At 58.5% G+C, this 15665-nt stretch carries 16 protein-coding genes; 11 read left to right on the top strand and 5 right to left on the bottom strand.

All coding sequences use genetic code 11. The features are described 5' to 3' along the window. Positions 1–86 precede the first annotated feature (86 nt). A complete protein-coding gene (locus tag ACR0I1_RS00955) occupies positions 87–815 on the top strand; it encodes a hypothetical protein (RefSeq protein ID WP_480704576.1) in 729 nt (242 codons plus the stop codon). Here the strand turns inward: ACR0I1_RS00955 and ACR0I1_RS00950 are convergent. Beyond that, positions 809–2764, bottom strand: a complete 1956-nt coding sequence (locus ACR0I1_RS00950; protein WP_480705722.1) for a 4Fe-4S binding protein — start codon at positions 2762–2764, stop codon at positions 809–811. The two genes, ACR0I1_RS00955 and ACR0I1_RS00950, sit on opposite strands and share 7 nt — an antisense overlap. A 250-nt stretch (positions 2765–3014) precedes the next feature. On the opposite strand from ACR0I1_RS00950, the gene ACR0I1_RS00945 reads away from it, so the two are divergent. The 10 genes from ACR0I1_RS00945 (at position 3015) to ACR0I1_RS00900 (ending at position 12170) form a co-directional block, all read left to right on the top strand. Next, the gene (locus tag ACR0I1_RS00945; RefSeq protein ID WP_170510438.1) at positions 3015–3569 is read left to right on the top strand and encodes a DUF3305 domain-containing protein; all 555 of its coding nucleotides are present in this window, start codon (positions 3015–3017) and stop codon (positions 3567–3569) included. Next, on the top strand, positions 3566–4147 hold the full coding sequence (locus ACR0I1_RS00940) for a DUF3306 domain-containing protein (protein WP_170626027.1): 582 nt from the start codon (positions 3566–3568) through the stop codon (positions 4145–4147). Before ACR0I1_RS00945 ends, ACR0I1_RS00940 begins: the two co-directional genes overlap by 4 nt. Positions 4148–4151: 4 nt before the next feature. Next, positions 4152–4763: a molecular chaperone TorD family protein gene (locus tag ACR0I1_RS00935; protein WP_170393360.1), complete on the top strand. Its 612-nt coding sequence runs from the start codon at positions 4152–4154 to the stop codon at positions 4761–4763. 56 nt (positions 4764–4819) lie between these two features. Next, positions 4820–5008, top strand: coding sequence for a ubiquinol-cytochrome c reductase iron-sulfur subunit N-terminal domain-containing protein (locus tag ACR0I1_RS00930; protein WP_170393361.1), 189 nt, complete (start codon positions 4820–4822; stop codon positions 5006–5008). 105 nt (positions 5009–5113) lie between these two features. Beyond that, on the top strand, positions 5114–8008 hold the full coding sequence (locus tag ACR0I1_RS00925; protein WP_480704574.1) for a formate dehydrogenase subunit alpha: 2895 nt from the start codon (positions 5114–5116) through the stop codon (positions 8006–8008). Between the two features lie 11 nt (positions 8009–8019). Further along, positions 8020–8613: a formate dehydrogenase FDH3 subunit beta gene (fdh3B, locus tag ACR0I1_RS00920; protein ID WP_037307340.1), complete on the top strand. Its 594-nt coding sequence runs from the start codon at positions 8020–8022 to the stop codon at positions 8611–8613. A 73-nt stretch (positions 8614–8686) separates the two neighbouring features. Continuing rightward, positions 8687–9895, top strand: a complete 1209-nt coding sequence (locus ACR0I1_RS00915) for a formate dehydrogenase subunit gamma (RefSeq protein WP_170510449.1) — start codon at positions 8687–8689, stop codon at positions 9893–9895. Then, positions 9896–11158 (top strand): c-type cytochrome, encoded by a 1263-nt coding sequence (locus ACR0I1_RS00910; RefSeq protein WP_170626029.1) that lies wholly within the window; start codon positions 9896–9898, stop codon positions 11156–11158. It begins immediately after the preceding gene. A gap of 13 nt (positions 11159–11171) precedes the next feature. Next, a complete protein-coding gene (locus ACR0I1_RS00905; protein WP_255612119.1) occupies positions 11172–11297 on the top strand; it encodes a hypothetical protein in 126 nt (41 codons plus the stop codon). Continuing rightward, the gene (locus tag ACR0I1_RS00900) at positions 11298–12170 is read left to right on the top strand and encodes a substrate-binding domain-containing protein (RefSeq protein WP_480704571.1); all 873 of its coding nucleotides are present in this window, start codon (positions 11298–11300) and stop codon (positions 12168–12170) included. 39 nt (positions 12171–12209) lie between these two features. Here ACR0I1_RS00900 and ACR0I1_RS00895 read toward each other — a convergent pair whose 3' ends face one another. From ACR0I1_RS00895 to ACR0I1_RS00880, 4 genes are all read right to left on the bottom strand, one after another. Continuing rightward, positions 12210–13025: an ABC transporter substrate-binding protein gene (locus ACR0I1_RS00895; protein ID WP_480584792.1), complete on the bottom strand. Its 816-nt coding sequence runs from the start codon at positions 13023–13025 to the stop codon at positions 12210–12212. Between the two features lie 22 nt (positions 13026–13047). Next, a complete protein-coding gene (locus tag ACR0I1_RS00890) occupies positions 13048–13782 on the bottom strand; it encodes an ATP-binding cassette domain-containing protein (protein ID WP_480704569.1) in 735 nt (244 codons plus the stop codon). After that, positions 13775–14488 (bottom strand): ABC transporter permease, encoded by a 714-nt coding sequence (locus ACR0I1_RS00885; protein ID WP_170626032.1) that lies wholly within the window; start codon positions 14486–14488, stop codon positions 13775–13777. Before ACR0I1_RS00885 ends, ACR0I1_RS00890 begins: the two co-directional genes overlap by 8 nt. A gap of 161 nt (positions 14489–14649) precedes the next feature. Then, positions 14650–15639: an ABC transporter substrate-binding protein gene (locus ACR0I1_RS00880; RefSeq protein WP_170393369.1), complete on the bottom strand. Its 990-nt coding sequence runs from the start codon at positions 15637–15639 to the stop codon at positions 14650–14652. Positions 15640–15665 lie beyond the last annotated feature (26 nt).

The following is a 15665-nucleotide window of genomic DNA, read 5'->3' as shown; positions in this document are numbered from 1 at the left end:
ACAGAATATAGTCGCCGCTCATTGCATGTGTCTCCGTCTCATTTTGTACATTTGACGCATCGGGTCAGCCGCCGTTAGGCTTAACCATGCGCTTTGTCCTGTTGTGCCTGAGCCTGACGCTCACCGCCACCCCCTCTTGGTCGCAAGAGGCATTGGGCCTTGCCGCCCCGGATGAGGTGACAAACTCAGGTCTTTTGCAACATATTCTTCCGCGCTTTTCTCTCAAGACCGGAATACGTGTTGTTGCGGATGAAAGCGGCGTCATGTCACTGGCCCCGAGTTCGCCCGGCGATCCGGTCTTTGCCCGTGACGGGGTGGTCTATCATCTACGAATCGACGACAGCGCCAAGCAGGTAAGGTTTCGTGAATGGCTACTTTCCGACATTGGCAGACGGACGGTTGAAAACTTCATCCCCGACGAGGGCACGCCCTTTAGCGCAAGTTTCGAAACTGCCACTGTTACCGAAGAGGTCGTGGTCGACGGAAACGCGCTGCTTGGCGAAGATCTGTCGATGACCCATTGTGGCCGGTGCCATGTGATTGGCCCACAGAATCGGATGAACGGGCTGGGTTCGACCCCGTCTTTCGCAGTGCTGCGCGCAATGCCCGACTGGTCGGAACGGTTTCAGGCGTTCTTTGCCCTGAACCCACACCCAGCTTTCACACAGATCGAGGGCGTCACCGAACCTTTCCCGCCCGAGCGCCCCTCGCCGATCCATCCGGTCGAGATGAGCCTGGATGACCTCGAAGCAATTCTGGCTTTCGTGACCGCCATGCGCGCCGCCGATCTGGGCGCGCCACTGCAACTTCAGTGATCCTTGCGCTTTGAAAGGTAATCATCCGTTGTGACGACCCGTGGTCTGGGGGCGGATTGAAACGGATTGTCAGCGCTATGGAACTGGGCGTTTACCCGGCAATTGTCGCACATCTGGATCATCCGCGCCTGATCCGAGGTCGCGAACATCGGATGTGTGCCCGACAACTTTTCCATGATCCGCTCAACCGTTGATTTAACGCCAAACGCTGCGCCGCATTCGACGCATTCAAAGGGTTCCTCTTCATTCAGCACCTGTTGTGACAGCGCTTGGTCGCTCAGATCAAGCTGGGGCACTAGTGTGATCGCCTGTTCTGGGCAGATCGTTCGGCAAATCCCGCATTGCAGGCAGGCGTCCTGCTGGAAATTCAACTGCGGCTTGTCCGGGTTATCGATCAGCGCCCCCGATGGGCAAAGGGACACGCAACTCAGGCACAATGTACAGGTGTCGGTATTCACTGCAATCGCGCCATAAGGCGCGCCCTCGGGCAAGGCCAGCGGCACCTCGACCTCCGGGTTCAAAGCTTGCGCCGCCAGACGCGCTATTTGACGACGATTACCCAGTGGAAGCACCGGATCAGCCAATGGCTGCGGAACATTCTGCGCATAAAGCAGATCTGCCAGCGCATCCGGGTCGGTTTCATCAATCAGACTCAGCGCGTCGTGCACTTCGATAGCCCGAGCCAGCTCTAATTCACGATCAAGCGCGTCCCGTTCGGTCTTAGGGCTAATCAGGATATCGGCGCGCGCAAAGCCATGCGCCAGCGCTGCGAGCATCTCGGCATGTCCAAAGCCCGAAACCACATTCAGCTCCAGCGGAATGACATCCGCTGGCAGTCCCCGTCCAAACCGGGCCGCCATCCGGATCATCTGCGCCCCATGGGCGTCGTGCACCAGTAATCGCGGTGCAACGCCGCCCGCGCGCCGGAAGGTCCGGGCCAGTATGTGCATCCGCGACAATACCGCCGAGACCGGAGGGTCTTCATATGTAATGGCAGTCGACGGGCACAACGCCGAACACTCACCGCACCCAGCGCAAATCATCGGATCAATGGCTACATGATCGCCAGCCGGTGTGATCGCACCGGTCGGGCAGACGTCCAGACAGTTTGAACACCCCGTTTGTTCCGCTCGCGAATGGGCGCAAAGCGTCTCATCCAATCGGACATAGAGCGGTTTTTCAAAAGTCCCGACCAGTTGCACCGCTTCAAAAGCAAGACGCGCGACGGCCACCGCATCGCGAGGATCAGCGCGCAAGTACCCCTCGCGCTTTTCGGGGGCATTAACCAAAGGTGTTGCTCCGGTCAGATCAACAACAATGTCGCAACGCGACGTTGCACCGTCACGGGGTGCGCTCCAACCAAATTCTCCGCGTCCGCCGGGATCTAGTTGCTGCACCTGATCCAGATGCCAAACAAATCCGCCCAGCGCGCCGGTCAGTCTGCGTATTCGTGCGCGCGCAACGTCATAGTTGCGGCTTAGCGGTTCTGCATCGTCAACCAAAAGCACAGTCACGGCCAACACAGCGGACAGCTGTTCGGCCAACGGAAAGACAACCTCTCCGGGCCCCAAAATACAGCAGGTTCCTTCACTGATGACATCGAAACTTGGGGTCACTGGCTGCGGCAGTAATGCCTCAGCCGCGAGCGCAGCCATTTTGGGGGTTGCATCGGTACCCTGTTCGGACCAGCCAGCCCGGTCGCGCAGATCGACAAATCCGGGCGCTTCAACACCCAGTTCCTCGGCAAGCTCGCTAAAAACTGCACTTTCCTGAGCGCAGGCAAACACCACCTGCTCATCGCCCGTCATCAACTCGGCGGCAGTTTGAATCTGGCGCGTACAAAGGGCGGTATGCACCTTCGAGCACTCCGTATCGCAGGCTGCAGAAATACCATCTGCGTTCAGGGACTGCGTCCCCTCGCAATCACACAATATGAGCTTGCTGGCCATTTCCCCTCCCGACGCTGCGTTCTGCCCCATCAGCAGCTTAGACCCAATCCGCGCCGAGGCAATGCGAAGCATCAGAGAAAATCCCGATATGTGCATTATTTTTCATCACAAATCGCCATCAAAACCTGAAGTTAGAAATAAACTCTAAGTGAATGTCTCATATTAGGCGAAACTAGACTTGGCAGGTCGCCAATTTATGTAACATAGTACATCAATGGAAGGCAGGGGAGAGCCTTCCGGGGAGGAGCCAGTGGCCAAGGCCGCAAGCCGGACTGAAATGACAATTGGCGTCGTCGTGCGCAGAACACCCGGGGTGACACGCTGGGCGCGTTGGAACTGGCGCGCGGTCGCTGTTTTGCCAGGTGCAGGGCCTGCCGACTGGCAAGAGTTGCGACGTGAAGGTGAGGCCATCGAATACCATGCAGCCACCCTGCCCCTCACCCTCTGGGCCGATGAAACCGAAGCCTACATGGTCAACCTGTCGGACGGTCAACCTTCGCTGTACCTGGTTTTGCGGGATGAGCTGAAAGGCGAAACACCCCTAAATGCCGTATTGATCACCGCCTCACCGTTCGAGGGGCAGGATTATGCGGATACCGGCGAAGAGATCGTTGAGAAGATTCCGATGACCGAAGGGTTGATTGCATGGCTCCGCGATTTCACCCTGCAGCATCATCAGGACGAGGTGTTCATAAAACGTAAACGGGACAAGAAACGCACCGATCTGGTGGAAGACGGCAAGGGCGATGCACGAATCCGGCAGGATTCAGATGTCTACCGGGCTCCGCGTCGGGTGCTGCAATGACCCAGGCCCGCGATTTCTGGTCCCGCCGCAAGGCCGCCGTTCAGGCCGAGACCGAAGCAGAAGCTTTGGCCGCAGAGGAACAGATCATCACAACGCGGCAAGCTGAGCTGGAGGAAAAAAGCGACGCCGAAATTCTGGCCGAGTTTGATCTGCCCGATCCCGATACGCTGGAAGCCGGCGATGATGTCTCGGGCTTCATGGCCAAAGCTGTACCTGACCGTTTGCGCCGCCGCGCCTTGCGGCGCCTATGGCGGTTGAATCCTGTTCTGGCCAATGTCGACGGGCTGGTCGATTACGGCGAGGATTATACCGATGCGGCCTGCGTGATTGAGAACATCCAGACCGCGTATCAGGTTGGCAAGGGTATGTTGGCGCATGTCGAAGCGCTCGCCGCCGAGGCAGAAATGTCCGAAGCAGAAACAGAAGCTGACATGCCCGAGGCGATCGAGTCAGGTGAAGAACCGATCAACGCCGTCGAACCAGAACCGGAAGCCCCACAGATGGTTGAAATGGAAGAGCCAGAGGAAATCGAACTCACCCCTGCTCCACGCCGTATGAAATTCGAATTCGAAGGATAACTCTATGACCGCAGACAACGCGCAAACATTGGATATCTCAACTGAGGATCGTCTGCGTGCGGATTTCTATAATTTTCTTGGCCTGCTATTGGCCGGTCCACCCGATCAGTTGCTTTTGGATCAGATGGCCGGGCTAAGCGGTGATGACTCGGATCTAGGTCAGGCCATTCAGGCAATGGCACGGGTGGCCAAGGTGACCAAGCCTGCCGCCGCAGAGCGCGAATTCAACGCACTGTTCATCGGATTGGGCCGAGGCGAACTGCTGCCTTATGCCTCTTTCTACCTGACGGGCTTTCTGAACGAAAAACCCCTAGCGCAGCTGCGCAATGACATGGCCGCGCGGGGCATCACCCGGGCGCAGAATGTTTATGAACCCGAAGACAACATCGCCTCGCTAATGGAAATGATGGCGGGCATGATCGTCGGTCGGTTCGGCGCGCCCGCCACGCTGGAAGATCAAAAGGCGTTCTGGAGCAAACATATCGGGCCCTGGGCCGCGCATTTCTATTCGGATTTGGAAGGTGCCGAGAACTCGGTTCTCTACGCCTCGGTCGGCACGGCTGGTCGGGTGTTCATGGAGATCGAACGTGAAGCCTTTCGAATGACGGCGGCCTAGCCCGCCACTCGCCGGTGCCTTTAGGCACCAAACCGCAATTGGGACAGGAGGAGCCCATGAGCAAGACCAAGGAAGAAGGCGCAACCCGCCGCGACTTCCTGAAACTGGCCGGAACCGCAGCGCCCGCTGCTGTAGCCGCCGCCAGCCTGTCTGGGAAAGCCGAAGCAGCCGAACTGCCGACGGACGAAACCCGGATGCAGGACACCGCGCATACGCGCGCATACCTCGACAGCGCCCGGTTCTGACCCGGACGTAGTCATACCCGACAGACGGTTGCGATTGGCCCTGACGTCGGTTTCGCGAAGTACCAAGCCAGCCATGGGTTACATGGCCAGCAAGGGAGGAAAGAAATGCTTAGGAAAAAGACCAACGGGGTTGCGAGACGCCCCCAGCGGACAAGTATCCTGTCCCAGGTCGGCGAGAAAACCGTCGATCGCCGCGCATTCTTGCGTGGCTCGGGCCTGACGATCGGCGGCCTTGCCGCGATCAGCGCCACGGGTGGAACCGTGACGCCCGCCAGTGCCCAGACAGCGGCAAACACCGCCGTTGAGAATATCAAATCCGTATGCACTCACTGCTCGGTCGGCTGCACGGTCGTTGCCGAGGTACAGAACGGAGTCTGGATCGGGCAGGAACCCGGCTGGGATAGCCCATTCAATCTGGGTGCACACTGCGCCAAGGGGGCCTCGGTGCGCGAGCACGCCCATGGCGAGCGCCGCCTGAAATATCCGATGAAAAAGGAAGGTGGCGAGTGGAAGCGCATCAGCTGGGAAGAGGCGATCAACGAGATCGGCGATGGCATGATAAGCATCCGCGAAGAATCCGGGCCGGACAGCGTGTACTGGCTGGGGTCTGCGAAGCACAATAACGAACAGGCCTATCTGTTCCGCAAGTTCGCCGCCTATTGGGGCACGAACAACGTGGACCATCAGGCCCGTATCTGCCACTCGACCACTGTCGCGGGTGTTGCGAATACATGGGGCTACGGCGCCATGACCAATTCGTACAACGACATGCACAACAGCCGGGCCATCTTCATCATCGGTGGTAACCCGGCCGAGGCGCACCCCGTCTCGCTGCTGCATATCCTGCGTGCGAAAGAGCAGAACAATGCGCCTTTAATCGTCTGTGACCCGCGCTTTACGCGCACCGCGGCCCATGCGGATGAATATGTCCGCTTCCGCCCCGGTACCGACGTCGCTCTGATCTGGGGTATCCTGTGGCATATCTTCGACAACGGCTGGGAGGACAAAGAGTTCATCCGCACCCGTGTCTGGGGGATGGACCAAATCCGGGAAGAGGTTGCCAAGTGGAACCCGGATGAGGTTGAGCGCGTCACCGGTACGCCCGGCTCGCAGCTGCGCCGCGTCGCACGGACCATGGTGAACAACCGCCCCGGTACCGTTGTATGGTGCATGGGTGGTACGCAGCACACCAACGGCAACAACAACACTCGCGCCTACTGCGTGCTTCAGCTTGCGCTTGGCAACATGGGCACCTCAGGTGGTGGCACCAACATCTTCCGCGGCCATGACAACGTGCAAGGCGCGACAGACCTTGGTGTTCTGTCCCATACCCTGCCCGGCTACTATGGCTTGTCAAAAGGCGCATGGGGTCACTGGGCCCGTGTCTGGGGTGAAGAGCCCGAGTGGCTTGCAGGCCAGTTCGCCACGATCAAGGATAAGGAAGGCAAGGATAAACCGCTGCAGAATGAGCGCGGCATCCCGGTTTCCCGCTGGATCGACGGTGTTCTCGAAGACCCAGCTAACATGGATCAGGACAACAACGTCCGCGCCATGGTTCTGTGGGGCCACGCGCCCAACTCGCAGACCCGGATGACGGAAATGAAGACGGCGATGGAGAAGCTGGACATGCTGGTCGTGATCGACCCGTATCCCACCGTCTCGGCCGTGCTGCATGACCGCACCGATGGCGTCTATCTGCTGCCCGCCTGTACGCAGTTCGAAACCCGTGGCTCGGTCACGGCCTCGAACCGATCGCTGCAGTGGCGGGACCGCGTGGTCGAACCTCTGTTCGAAAGCCTGCCGGACGAGGTCATCATGGCCAAGTTCGCCAACAAGTTCGGCTGGGCGGATCGGTTCTTCCGCAATATCGAGATGGAAGATCCCGAAACCCCGAATGTTGAAAGCATCACGCGTGAGTTCAACAGCGGCCTTTGGACAATTGGCTATACCGGTCAGTCGCCGGAACGTCTGAAAAGCCATATGGCCAACCAGCACACGTTCGACAGAACCACGCTGCAAGCCATTGGTGGCCCCAACGACGGCGAGTATTACGGTCTGCCCTGGCCCTGCTGGGGAACGGCTGAGATGGGTCATACGGGGACACCAAACCTGTATGATATGTCCAAACCGGTGGCCGAAGGTGGCCTGACCTTCCGCGCCCGTTTCGGAGTGGAACGTGACGGCGACAACCTGCTGGCCGAAGGGGTCTATAGCGTTGGTTCGGAAATTCAGGATGGTTATCCGGAATTCACGATGCAGATGCTGATGGACCTTGGCTGGGACGGTGATCTGACGGCTGAGGAACGTGCGGCCATCGACGCCGTTGCGGGACCGGAGACCAACTGGAAAACCGACCTTAGCGGCGGTATCCAACGGGTCGCGATTGCCCATGGCTGTGCGCCCTTCGGGAACGCAAAGGCACGCGCGGTCGTATGGACCTTCCCGGATCCGATCCCACTGCACCGCGAGCCGCTCTATACAAACCGGCGCGATCTGGTGGAGGACTATCCAACCTACGATGACCGTCAGGCCTATCGTCTACCTACCCTTTATGCGTCGATCCAAAAGAACGACTTTTCAAAGGATTACCCGATAATCCTCACGTCTGGTCGTCTGGTCGAGTATGAGGGTGGCGGCGATGAGACGCGGTCGAACCCGTGGCTGGCTGAGCTCCAGCAGGACATGTTCGTCGAGATCAATCCGCGCGATGCCAACAACCTTGGTATTCGGGACGGATCACAGGTCTGGGTCGAAGGTCCTGAGGGCGGCAAGGTCAAGGTGATGGCGATGCTGACCAACAGAGTCGGCGCCGGTGTCGCCTTCATGCCCTTCCACTTTGGCGGCCATTTCCAGGGCGAAGACCAGCGGCACAAGTATCCTGCCGGTGCAGACCCCTATGTGCTGGGTGAAAGTACCAACACCGCCCAGACCTATGGCTATGATTCAGTGACCCAGATGCAAGAGACCAAAGCGACTCTCTGCAAAATCTGGTCAGCGTAAGGAGGACGATAATGGCTAGAGCAAAGTTTCTCTGCGACGCTGAACGCTGCATCGAGTGTAATGCCTGCGTAACCGCGTGTAAGAACGAGCACGAGGTGCCGTGGGGCATCAACCGCCGCAGGGTGGTGACGATCAATGACGGCAATCCGGGTGAACGCTCGATCTCGGTGGCCTGTATGCATTGTTCGGATGCGCCCTGCATGGCGGTGTGCCCGGTCGACTGCTTCTATCAGAACGAAGAAGGGGTCGTCCTGCACTCCAAGGACCTGTGCATTGGCTGCGGCTATTGCTTCTATGCGTGTCCCTTCGGCGCGCCGCAATACCCGCAGGCGGGCAACTTCGGATCGCGAGGCAAGATGGACAAATGTACCTTCTGTGCTGGCGGCCCCGAGGAAACGCACTCGACCGCAGAGTTCGCCAAATACGGACGCAACCGGATCGCAGAGGGCAAATTGCCCATCTGCGCCGAGATGTGTTCTACCAAGGCCCTGCTCGCCGGCGATGGCGACGTGGTCTCGGCTATTTACCGCGAGCGTGTCGTCGCGCGCGGATTTGGTTCGGGCGCTTGGGGTTGGGGCACGGCCTACGATCAGAAAGACGGCTGACCCCGTCTACCAAAGCAAAACGGATGACCCGCAGATGTGGGTCATCCTGCATTGGATTTTTGTTGAGGTTCCGATGTTGCGCTTATTCATCGCTTTCCTGCTTTCGCTAACGCTGACCCAAGTTGCCGGCGCTCAAACCAGTGAGGGGGCCGCCCCTGCGGATTCGACCGACCGGTCTACAACCGGCGGCGCGACCACCCTTGAGGACATTCTGGCCCGCCAGCGTGGCGAGAAGGTCGACAACAGCTACAGGTCTGAAAACACCGGTCAGGGCAATGTTGAAGGCCTGCTGGGACAGTTCGGCACCCGCGGTGTTGCCTCTGACAGTGACGTCTACCGCGCGCTGCGTTACGGATCTGCGGACGTCACCGTTTCATCCCAGGGACCTGCGGACAGCGTGCTGATTCAAGACGGCGGCATGTGGTGGTTGAACTTCCGAACTGGCCCGTTGCGTGAATATGGAACCTACATTCTGGGCGGAATGCTTGCGATCATTGTGCTTTTCTTTCTGATCCGAGGAAAAATCCGCATCGACGGAGAAAAAACCGGCCGCACGGTCCTTCGTTTCAATAGTTTCGAACGTTTCGGTCACTGGCTCTTTGCCGGGTCGTTCCTTGTGCTCGGCATCACAGGCCTGCTGACCCTTTATGGCCGCGATTTCTTGATCCCGGTCTTTGGCAAAGAAGGGTTCGCCACTATCGCGCAAGGGTGCAAGTGGCTTCACAACAACCTCGCATGGGCCTTCATGTTGGGTCTGATAATCATCACCATAAACTGGATTGCCCATAACATCCCCAACAAGACCGACCTGAAATGGTTGGCCGCCGGAGGGGGCTTGTTCACCAAAGACAGCCATCCACCAGCCAAGAAATTCAATGCGGGTCAAAAGATAATCTTCTGGGCTTGCATTCTACTGGGTGTCTCTATCAGCCTGTCAGGCCTGTCGCTGCTATTCCCGTTCGAGCTGCCGATGTTCGCCAAAACCTTCTCAATCGCCAACTCGACAGGTATTCCGCAGGCGTTGGGTCTGAACCTGCCAGTGCAGATGTCACCGCAGGAAGAGATGCAATATGCCCAAGTCTGGCATGTCATGGTCGCCTACGTGTTCATCGCCATCATCATCGCCCATATCTACCTTGGCTCGGTTGGCATGGAGGGTGCGTTTGACGCCATGGGCACCGGTGAAGTCGAAGAACAATGGGCACGCGAGCACCACTCGCTGTGGCTGGAAGAGGTGCAAGAAAAAGAGGCCGGCAAGGCAGCGGCCTCACCTGCAGAATAGATGCGCTGGCTCGCTCTTGCGCTTGTTTTGACCCCCCTGCCCGCCTGGTCCGAGTTTTTCACGCTCAAAGGCCATGGCGGGCCGATCATGGGGATCGCTTCGGCGCCGGATGGGCGTATCGCAACGGCCAGTTTCGACAATTCGGTCGGTCTCTGGACCGGACAGACACCGGAATGGCTGGAGGGGCACGAAGCGGCAGTGAACTCGGTCGTTTTCAATGGCACTGCAATCTATTCTGCCGGGGATGACTTCACCCTCCGCCGCTGGCCCGGCGGCGATGTAGTCGGGCAGCACAAAGGCAAGATTATCGGCATTGCAGCGTCGAAAACTCATATCGCGACGGCCAGCTGGGATGGCACCATCGGCCTGTGGCCGGTGGACGGGTCCGAGCCGACCCTGCTTGGGCCAATCGGCAGCGGGGTGAATGCAGTTGTTTTTACGCCGGACGGAAAGCAGCTTTATTCGGCAGGTGTCGACGGAGCGTTGCGTATCTGGGATGTCGCCAGCGGTCAGGAAACAAATCGCCTGATCGAGCATGGTTTTGGCATCAATGAATTGGTCCTGAACGCACAAGACAACTGGATCGCCTACGGTACCGTCGATGGAGTGACACGCATCCTGAGCCTCACCACCGAAGAAGAACATGACTTTACGTTGGATCGGCGCCCGATCCTCGCCATGGCATTGAGCCCCGATCGCAAGCTGTTGGCTGTCGGTGATGGTGAGGGCTTTATAATGGTCATCGACACGGCTGAATGGCGCATTGCACAAGATTTCCGCGCCACCCTGCGCGGTCCGGTTTGGGCGCTCGCTTTTTCTGCAGATGGTCAAAATCTTCACGCAGGCGGCATTGATGAGGCAATGTACAGCTGGCCCGTTTCAGCATTGGGCGATCGCGAACAGATGGCCGCTGCCGAACCCAGCTTTCTGAAAGACCCAAGCGAGATGGGCAACGGAGAACGGCAATTTGCGCGCAAATGTTCGATCTGTCACAGCCTGACGCCGGATGGGGGTCGACGTGCAGGCCCTACCTTGCACGACATCTTTGGGCGGAAAGCGGGCACATTGCCCGGTTATTTGTACTCGGATACGCTGCAAGACTCTGATATTATTTGGAATGAAGAGACAATAAATGCTCTTTTCGACGAAGGCCCGGACCATTACATTCCGGGGTCAAAGATGCCAATGCAGCGGATCACGCAAGCACAGGACCGGTTAGATCTGGTCGCGTTTCTGCGCAGCGCCACCGCACCGCAGGATTGAGCCGGAGGAGAACATGAAAGCCTTTCTGACCGCCGTCGCCGCGATGGTCGTGATCACTGTCGCCGCTCCTTACACGCTGGATCAATTCGGTTTCAGCGCCGCCGACAAGACGTCCGGTTCGGCTGTACGCCTCGACTGAATGCCGCAATACCTGACCACCCGCGAATTGGCGGATCTGCTGCGCATTGGTGAGCGGAAGGCCTATGATCTGGCATCCTCGGGCGAAATCCCGTGTGTACGCGCCATGGGCAAGCTGTTGTTCCCAAAAGCCGAGATCATAGCGTGGCTCAACGCCTCACGCTCTGGCCCCGATGTCGTCGAACCACCCCTGCCGCCGATCGTGGCAGGTAGCCACGATCCCCTGTTGGACTGGGCTTTGCGGGAAAGCGGCTCTGGGCTTGCGACTTACTATGATGGGTCTTTCGACGGGCTGAATCGTCTTGCGGAGCGCAGCGCACAGGCGGCGGCCTTGCATATCCACGAACCAGAAGGCTTCAACACTCAGACCCTGCGCGACACGATGGGCGAAGCACCTGTGATCCTCTACCAGATTGCCAACCGGCAGCGCGGCCTGTTGCTGGCACCCGGCACTTCGGACATCTCGGGGTTTCAGGATCTGAAAGGCAGACGGATCATTCTGCGGCAAGACAGCGCCGCCAGCCAGCGTCTATTCGATGCACTGCTCGACGCCCACGGTCTGGGTCGTGATGATCTGAACACCCTGCCCGTTTGCGCCCGCACAGAAGAAGAGCTGGCCATCGCCCTGCGTGACGGCAAGGCAGAGGTTGGTTTTGGCCTTGGTGCACTGGCGCGCCCGTATGGGCTGAATTTCATGCCCACCCATTCCGAGCGTCTGGACCTTGCAATCTGGCGCCGCGCCTTCTTCGAGGCCCCCATGCAGACGCTGACCCAGTTTTTGAAATCCGAGCGTTTTACCGAACGCGCTGATGAACTAGGCGGCTATGATCTCGCAAATCTGGGTCGGATCCACCACAACGGCGCCAGCGGCTGATCCGTCGTCCATTCCTTGTTGCGCTAACCCAAGGCGAACTTACTGTGCGTTCGGAAAAAACAACTGCTCACCATCCAGCGTGTAAGACGCAATCGCCGCCTGTCCATCAGGGCCGATAAGCCAGTCGATAAACCTTTGCCCGGCAGCGGCGCGAACGCCGGAGTGCTTTTCAGGGTTCACGAGGATTACACCATATTGGTTAAACAGGCGCGGATCGCCCTCGACCAAGACCTCCAGATTGCCCCGGTTTCCGAAAGACAACCAAGTCGCCCGGTCGGTCAGAGCATACGCGTCCATGCCGCTGGCCACGTTCAGCGTTGCCCCCATCCCCGATCCGGTCTCGCGATACCAAGTCCCCGAGGCCTCCGTCGGGTCAACGCCGGTCGCCTCCCAATAGCGCATCTCGGCTTTGTGAGTGCCGCTATCATCACCGCGCGAGGCAAACGGCAGTTTCGCTTCGGCCAAAGCGGTCAAAGCGGTTACAATGTCGTTGCCACCGGCAATTTCGGCTGGATCAGATTTTGGGCCAACCAATACAAAATCATTGTACATGACATCGAACCGTTCGACACCCCAACCGTCTGCTACAAACTGCTCTTCAGCGGGCTTGGAGTGAACCAGAAGAACATCGCCATCGCCGTTGATTGCGTTCCGGATCGCCTGACCGGTCCCGACGGCCACAACCCGTACATCGATACCGGTTTCGGCCTCGAACCCCGGCAGGATATAGTCCAGCAGACCCGAATTCTGCGTCGAGGTCGTTGATTGCACAACGATAAAGGGTTCTTCGGCCAAACCTGCGCCTGCGGTCAGCCCAAGCGCGACAATTGATGCCCGAACGAAATCAGGGATCATTCGAAGTCTCCATCTCTGTTCATCAGGTTACCAGACCGCCAGCCAGATACCGGCGCGACTCGTTGCTTCTTGGGGCTTCCAACACCTGCTGCGCCCTTCCGTATTCCACCACACGCCCTGCCTGCATCATCACGATGTCAGATGCCAGGCGCCGCGCTTGTCCGATGTCATGCGTCACCATCACGATTCGCACACCCCGGGCCGAGGCACGCAGGACCATCCGCTCGATCATCTGCATGGCGCTTGGATCTAAAGCGCTGGTAGGCTCGTCCAGAAACAAGGTCCTGGGGTCCAAGGCCAGCGCGCGCAGGATCGCCAACCTTTGCGCCTCGCCACCAGACAGCGAACGCGCGGATTGACGTGCCTTGCCATCCAGCCCACCTTCGGCCAGCAAAGCTTCGATACGATGCCTGCGCAAGGCACGGGGCATCGATTTCCGCTTTAGCACAAAGTCCAGATTGGCCGCGACCGAGCGGCGCAGCAACACGGGGCTTTGAAACACCATCGCCTGCCGCGATTTGTGGGCTGCATTCAACACAACACCGTCCTGACAGACACGCCCGCTGTCGGGTTGAATCAGACCATGCAGACAACGCAGCAACAGACTTTTGCCAGCGCCGTTTGGACCCAAGATCATGGTCGGACCCGCGCCATCCAGGCACAAATGCGGGACATCGAGCAGCACCTTGCCTTCGCGTGCAATGTGCAACCCTTGGACCTCTAACATGCCTGGCACCTCGGTCACGACGTCACGCATGGCGCAGCCCTTCCCGCTCGGCCCGCAGGGTCAATGCGCTGACCATCGCGTTTACCGCCACGGCCAAACCGATCAGGATCACACCCAAGGCCAGCGCCAGCGCCAAGTTCCCCTTCGAAGTCTCAAGCGCAATCGTGGTCGTCATCACGCGCGTCACGTGATTGATATTGCCGCCGACGATGATCACTGCGCCTACCTCGGCGATTGCCCGGCCAAACCCGGCCAGTAATGCGGTGACCAGAGCCAGACGCGCGTCCCACAACAGCACCGGGATCGAAGCCAACCGCGATACGCCGAGCGAGCGAAGCTGTTCAGAATACTCTTCGGCCAGCATCTCGACTACCTGCCGGGTAAGTGCGGCCATGATCGGCGTCACCAGCACCACCTGCGCTATGACCATTGCGGTGGGAGTGTAGAGAAGTTCCAGCACCCCCAGAGGACCGGATCGGGATAACATCAGGTAGACCAGCAAACCGACGACAACTGGTGGGAACCCCATCAGAGCGTTCACAAGGATAATCAGCGCCCGCCGTCCCGGAAACCGCGCGACGGCCAAAGCTGCCCCAATAGGCATCCCGATGACCGCCGAAATCAGAACAGCAAAGATCGAAACACGCAGCGACAACAACACAATTGCCCACAGCTCTGCATCCCCTTCGAGGATCAGCGAGAGCGCTTGGGTGAATTCTGATGCAAATCCCTGCATATTCTACCATTCATGCCGCATGCTGTGACAAAATGCCATAAATTACAGGGAAATACTAAAGGTTCTGGCCAGCAAGTACAGGCACAAATTCGACATTCAAAACTAAGAACGCGGCCCCGTCAGGGCCGCGTTTGATTGGCGCGTCTTTTGCTGTAGCTGGTTCAGTTCAGCGCAGCGTCGGTGATCTGATGTGTCCATGCCCCTTCAGGCTTTTTGGTGATAACTGGATCAGATCCGCCCGCCAGCAGGGTATCAACCGTGCGGTCGAAATCGGCTGGATCCAGCGCCCCGTTCGACCCTGCGGTCAGCTTGGCAATCTCGCCCATCATGCGCTTTTGATGCTCTTCTGTCTGGGCACCGGTTGCATCGTTTTCGAGAACGATCTCGGCGGCTTCATCCGGGTTCTCTTCGGCGTATTTCCAACCCTTCATCGAGGCACGGACAAACCGTTCCATCTTGTCGGTGAAGGCCGCATCGCTCAAATTTTCTTCAAGCACATATAGGCCATCCTCAAGCGTCGCGACGCCCTGATCTTCGTATTTGAAGGTTACCAGTTCTTCGGGCGTGACACCGGCATCAATAACCTGCCAATACTCATTGTAGGTCATGGTGCTGATGCAATCGGCCTGACGCTGCAGCAGCGGGTCGACGTTAAAGCCTTGTTTCAGCACTTCGACACCGCTGTCGCTTTTGCCATCGGTACCGATTCCCAGCTGACTCATCCAGCTCATGAACGGGAATTCGTTGCCGAAGAACCAGACTCCCAGCGTGCGATTTTTGAGATCTTCGGGCGAGGCAATCCCCGCATCTTTCCAGCAGGTCAGCATCATGCCCGAGCTCTTGAAAGGCTGCGCGATGTTCACCAGAGGCAGACCCTTTTCGCGCGCAGCAAGTGCAGCCGGCATCCATTCCACCGTAACGTCTGCTCCACCACCTGCGATCACCTGTGTGGGCGCAATATCAGGACCACCGGGCAGAATGGTGACGTCCAGCCCCTCTTCTTCGTAGAACCCTTTGTCTTTTGCCACATAATAGCCCGCAAACTGCGCTTGCGTGACCCACTTCAATTGCAGTGTCACCTCATCCGCAGCAAGTGTCGCACTGGCTGCCAGGCTAAAGGCCGCAACCGCCCCACTGAGTAGCTTCTTCATCTTCATATCTCCTAGTTGCTTATGTT

The organism is Ruegeria sp. B11, assembly GCF_056539785.1.
Note: the sequence above shows the minus strand (reverse complement) of the source record. Positions and strands in the feature narration are given on the sequence as shown.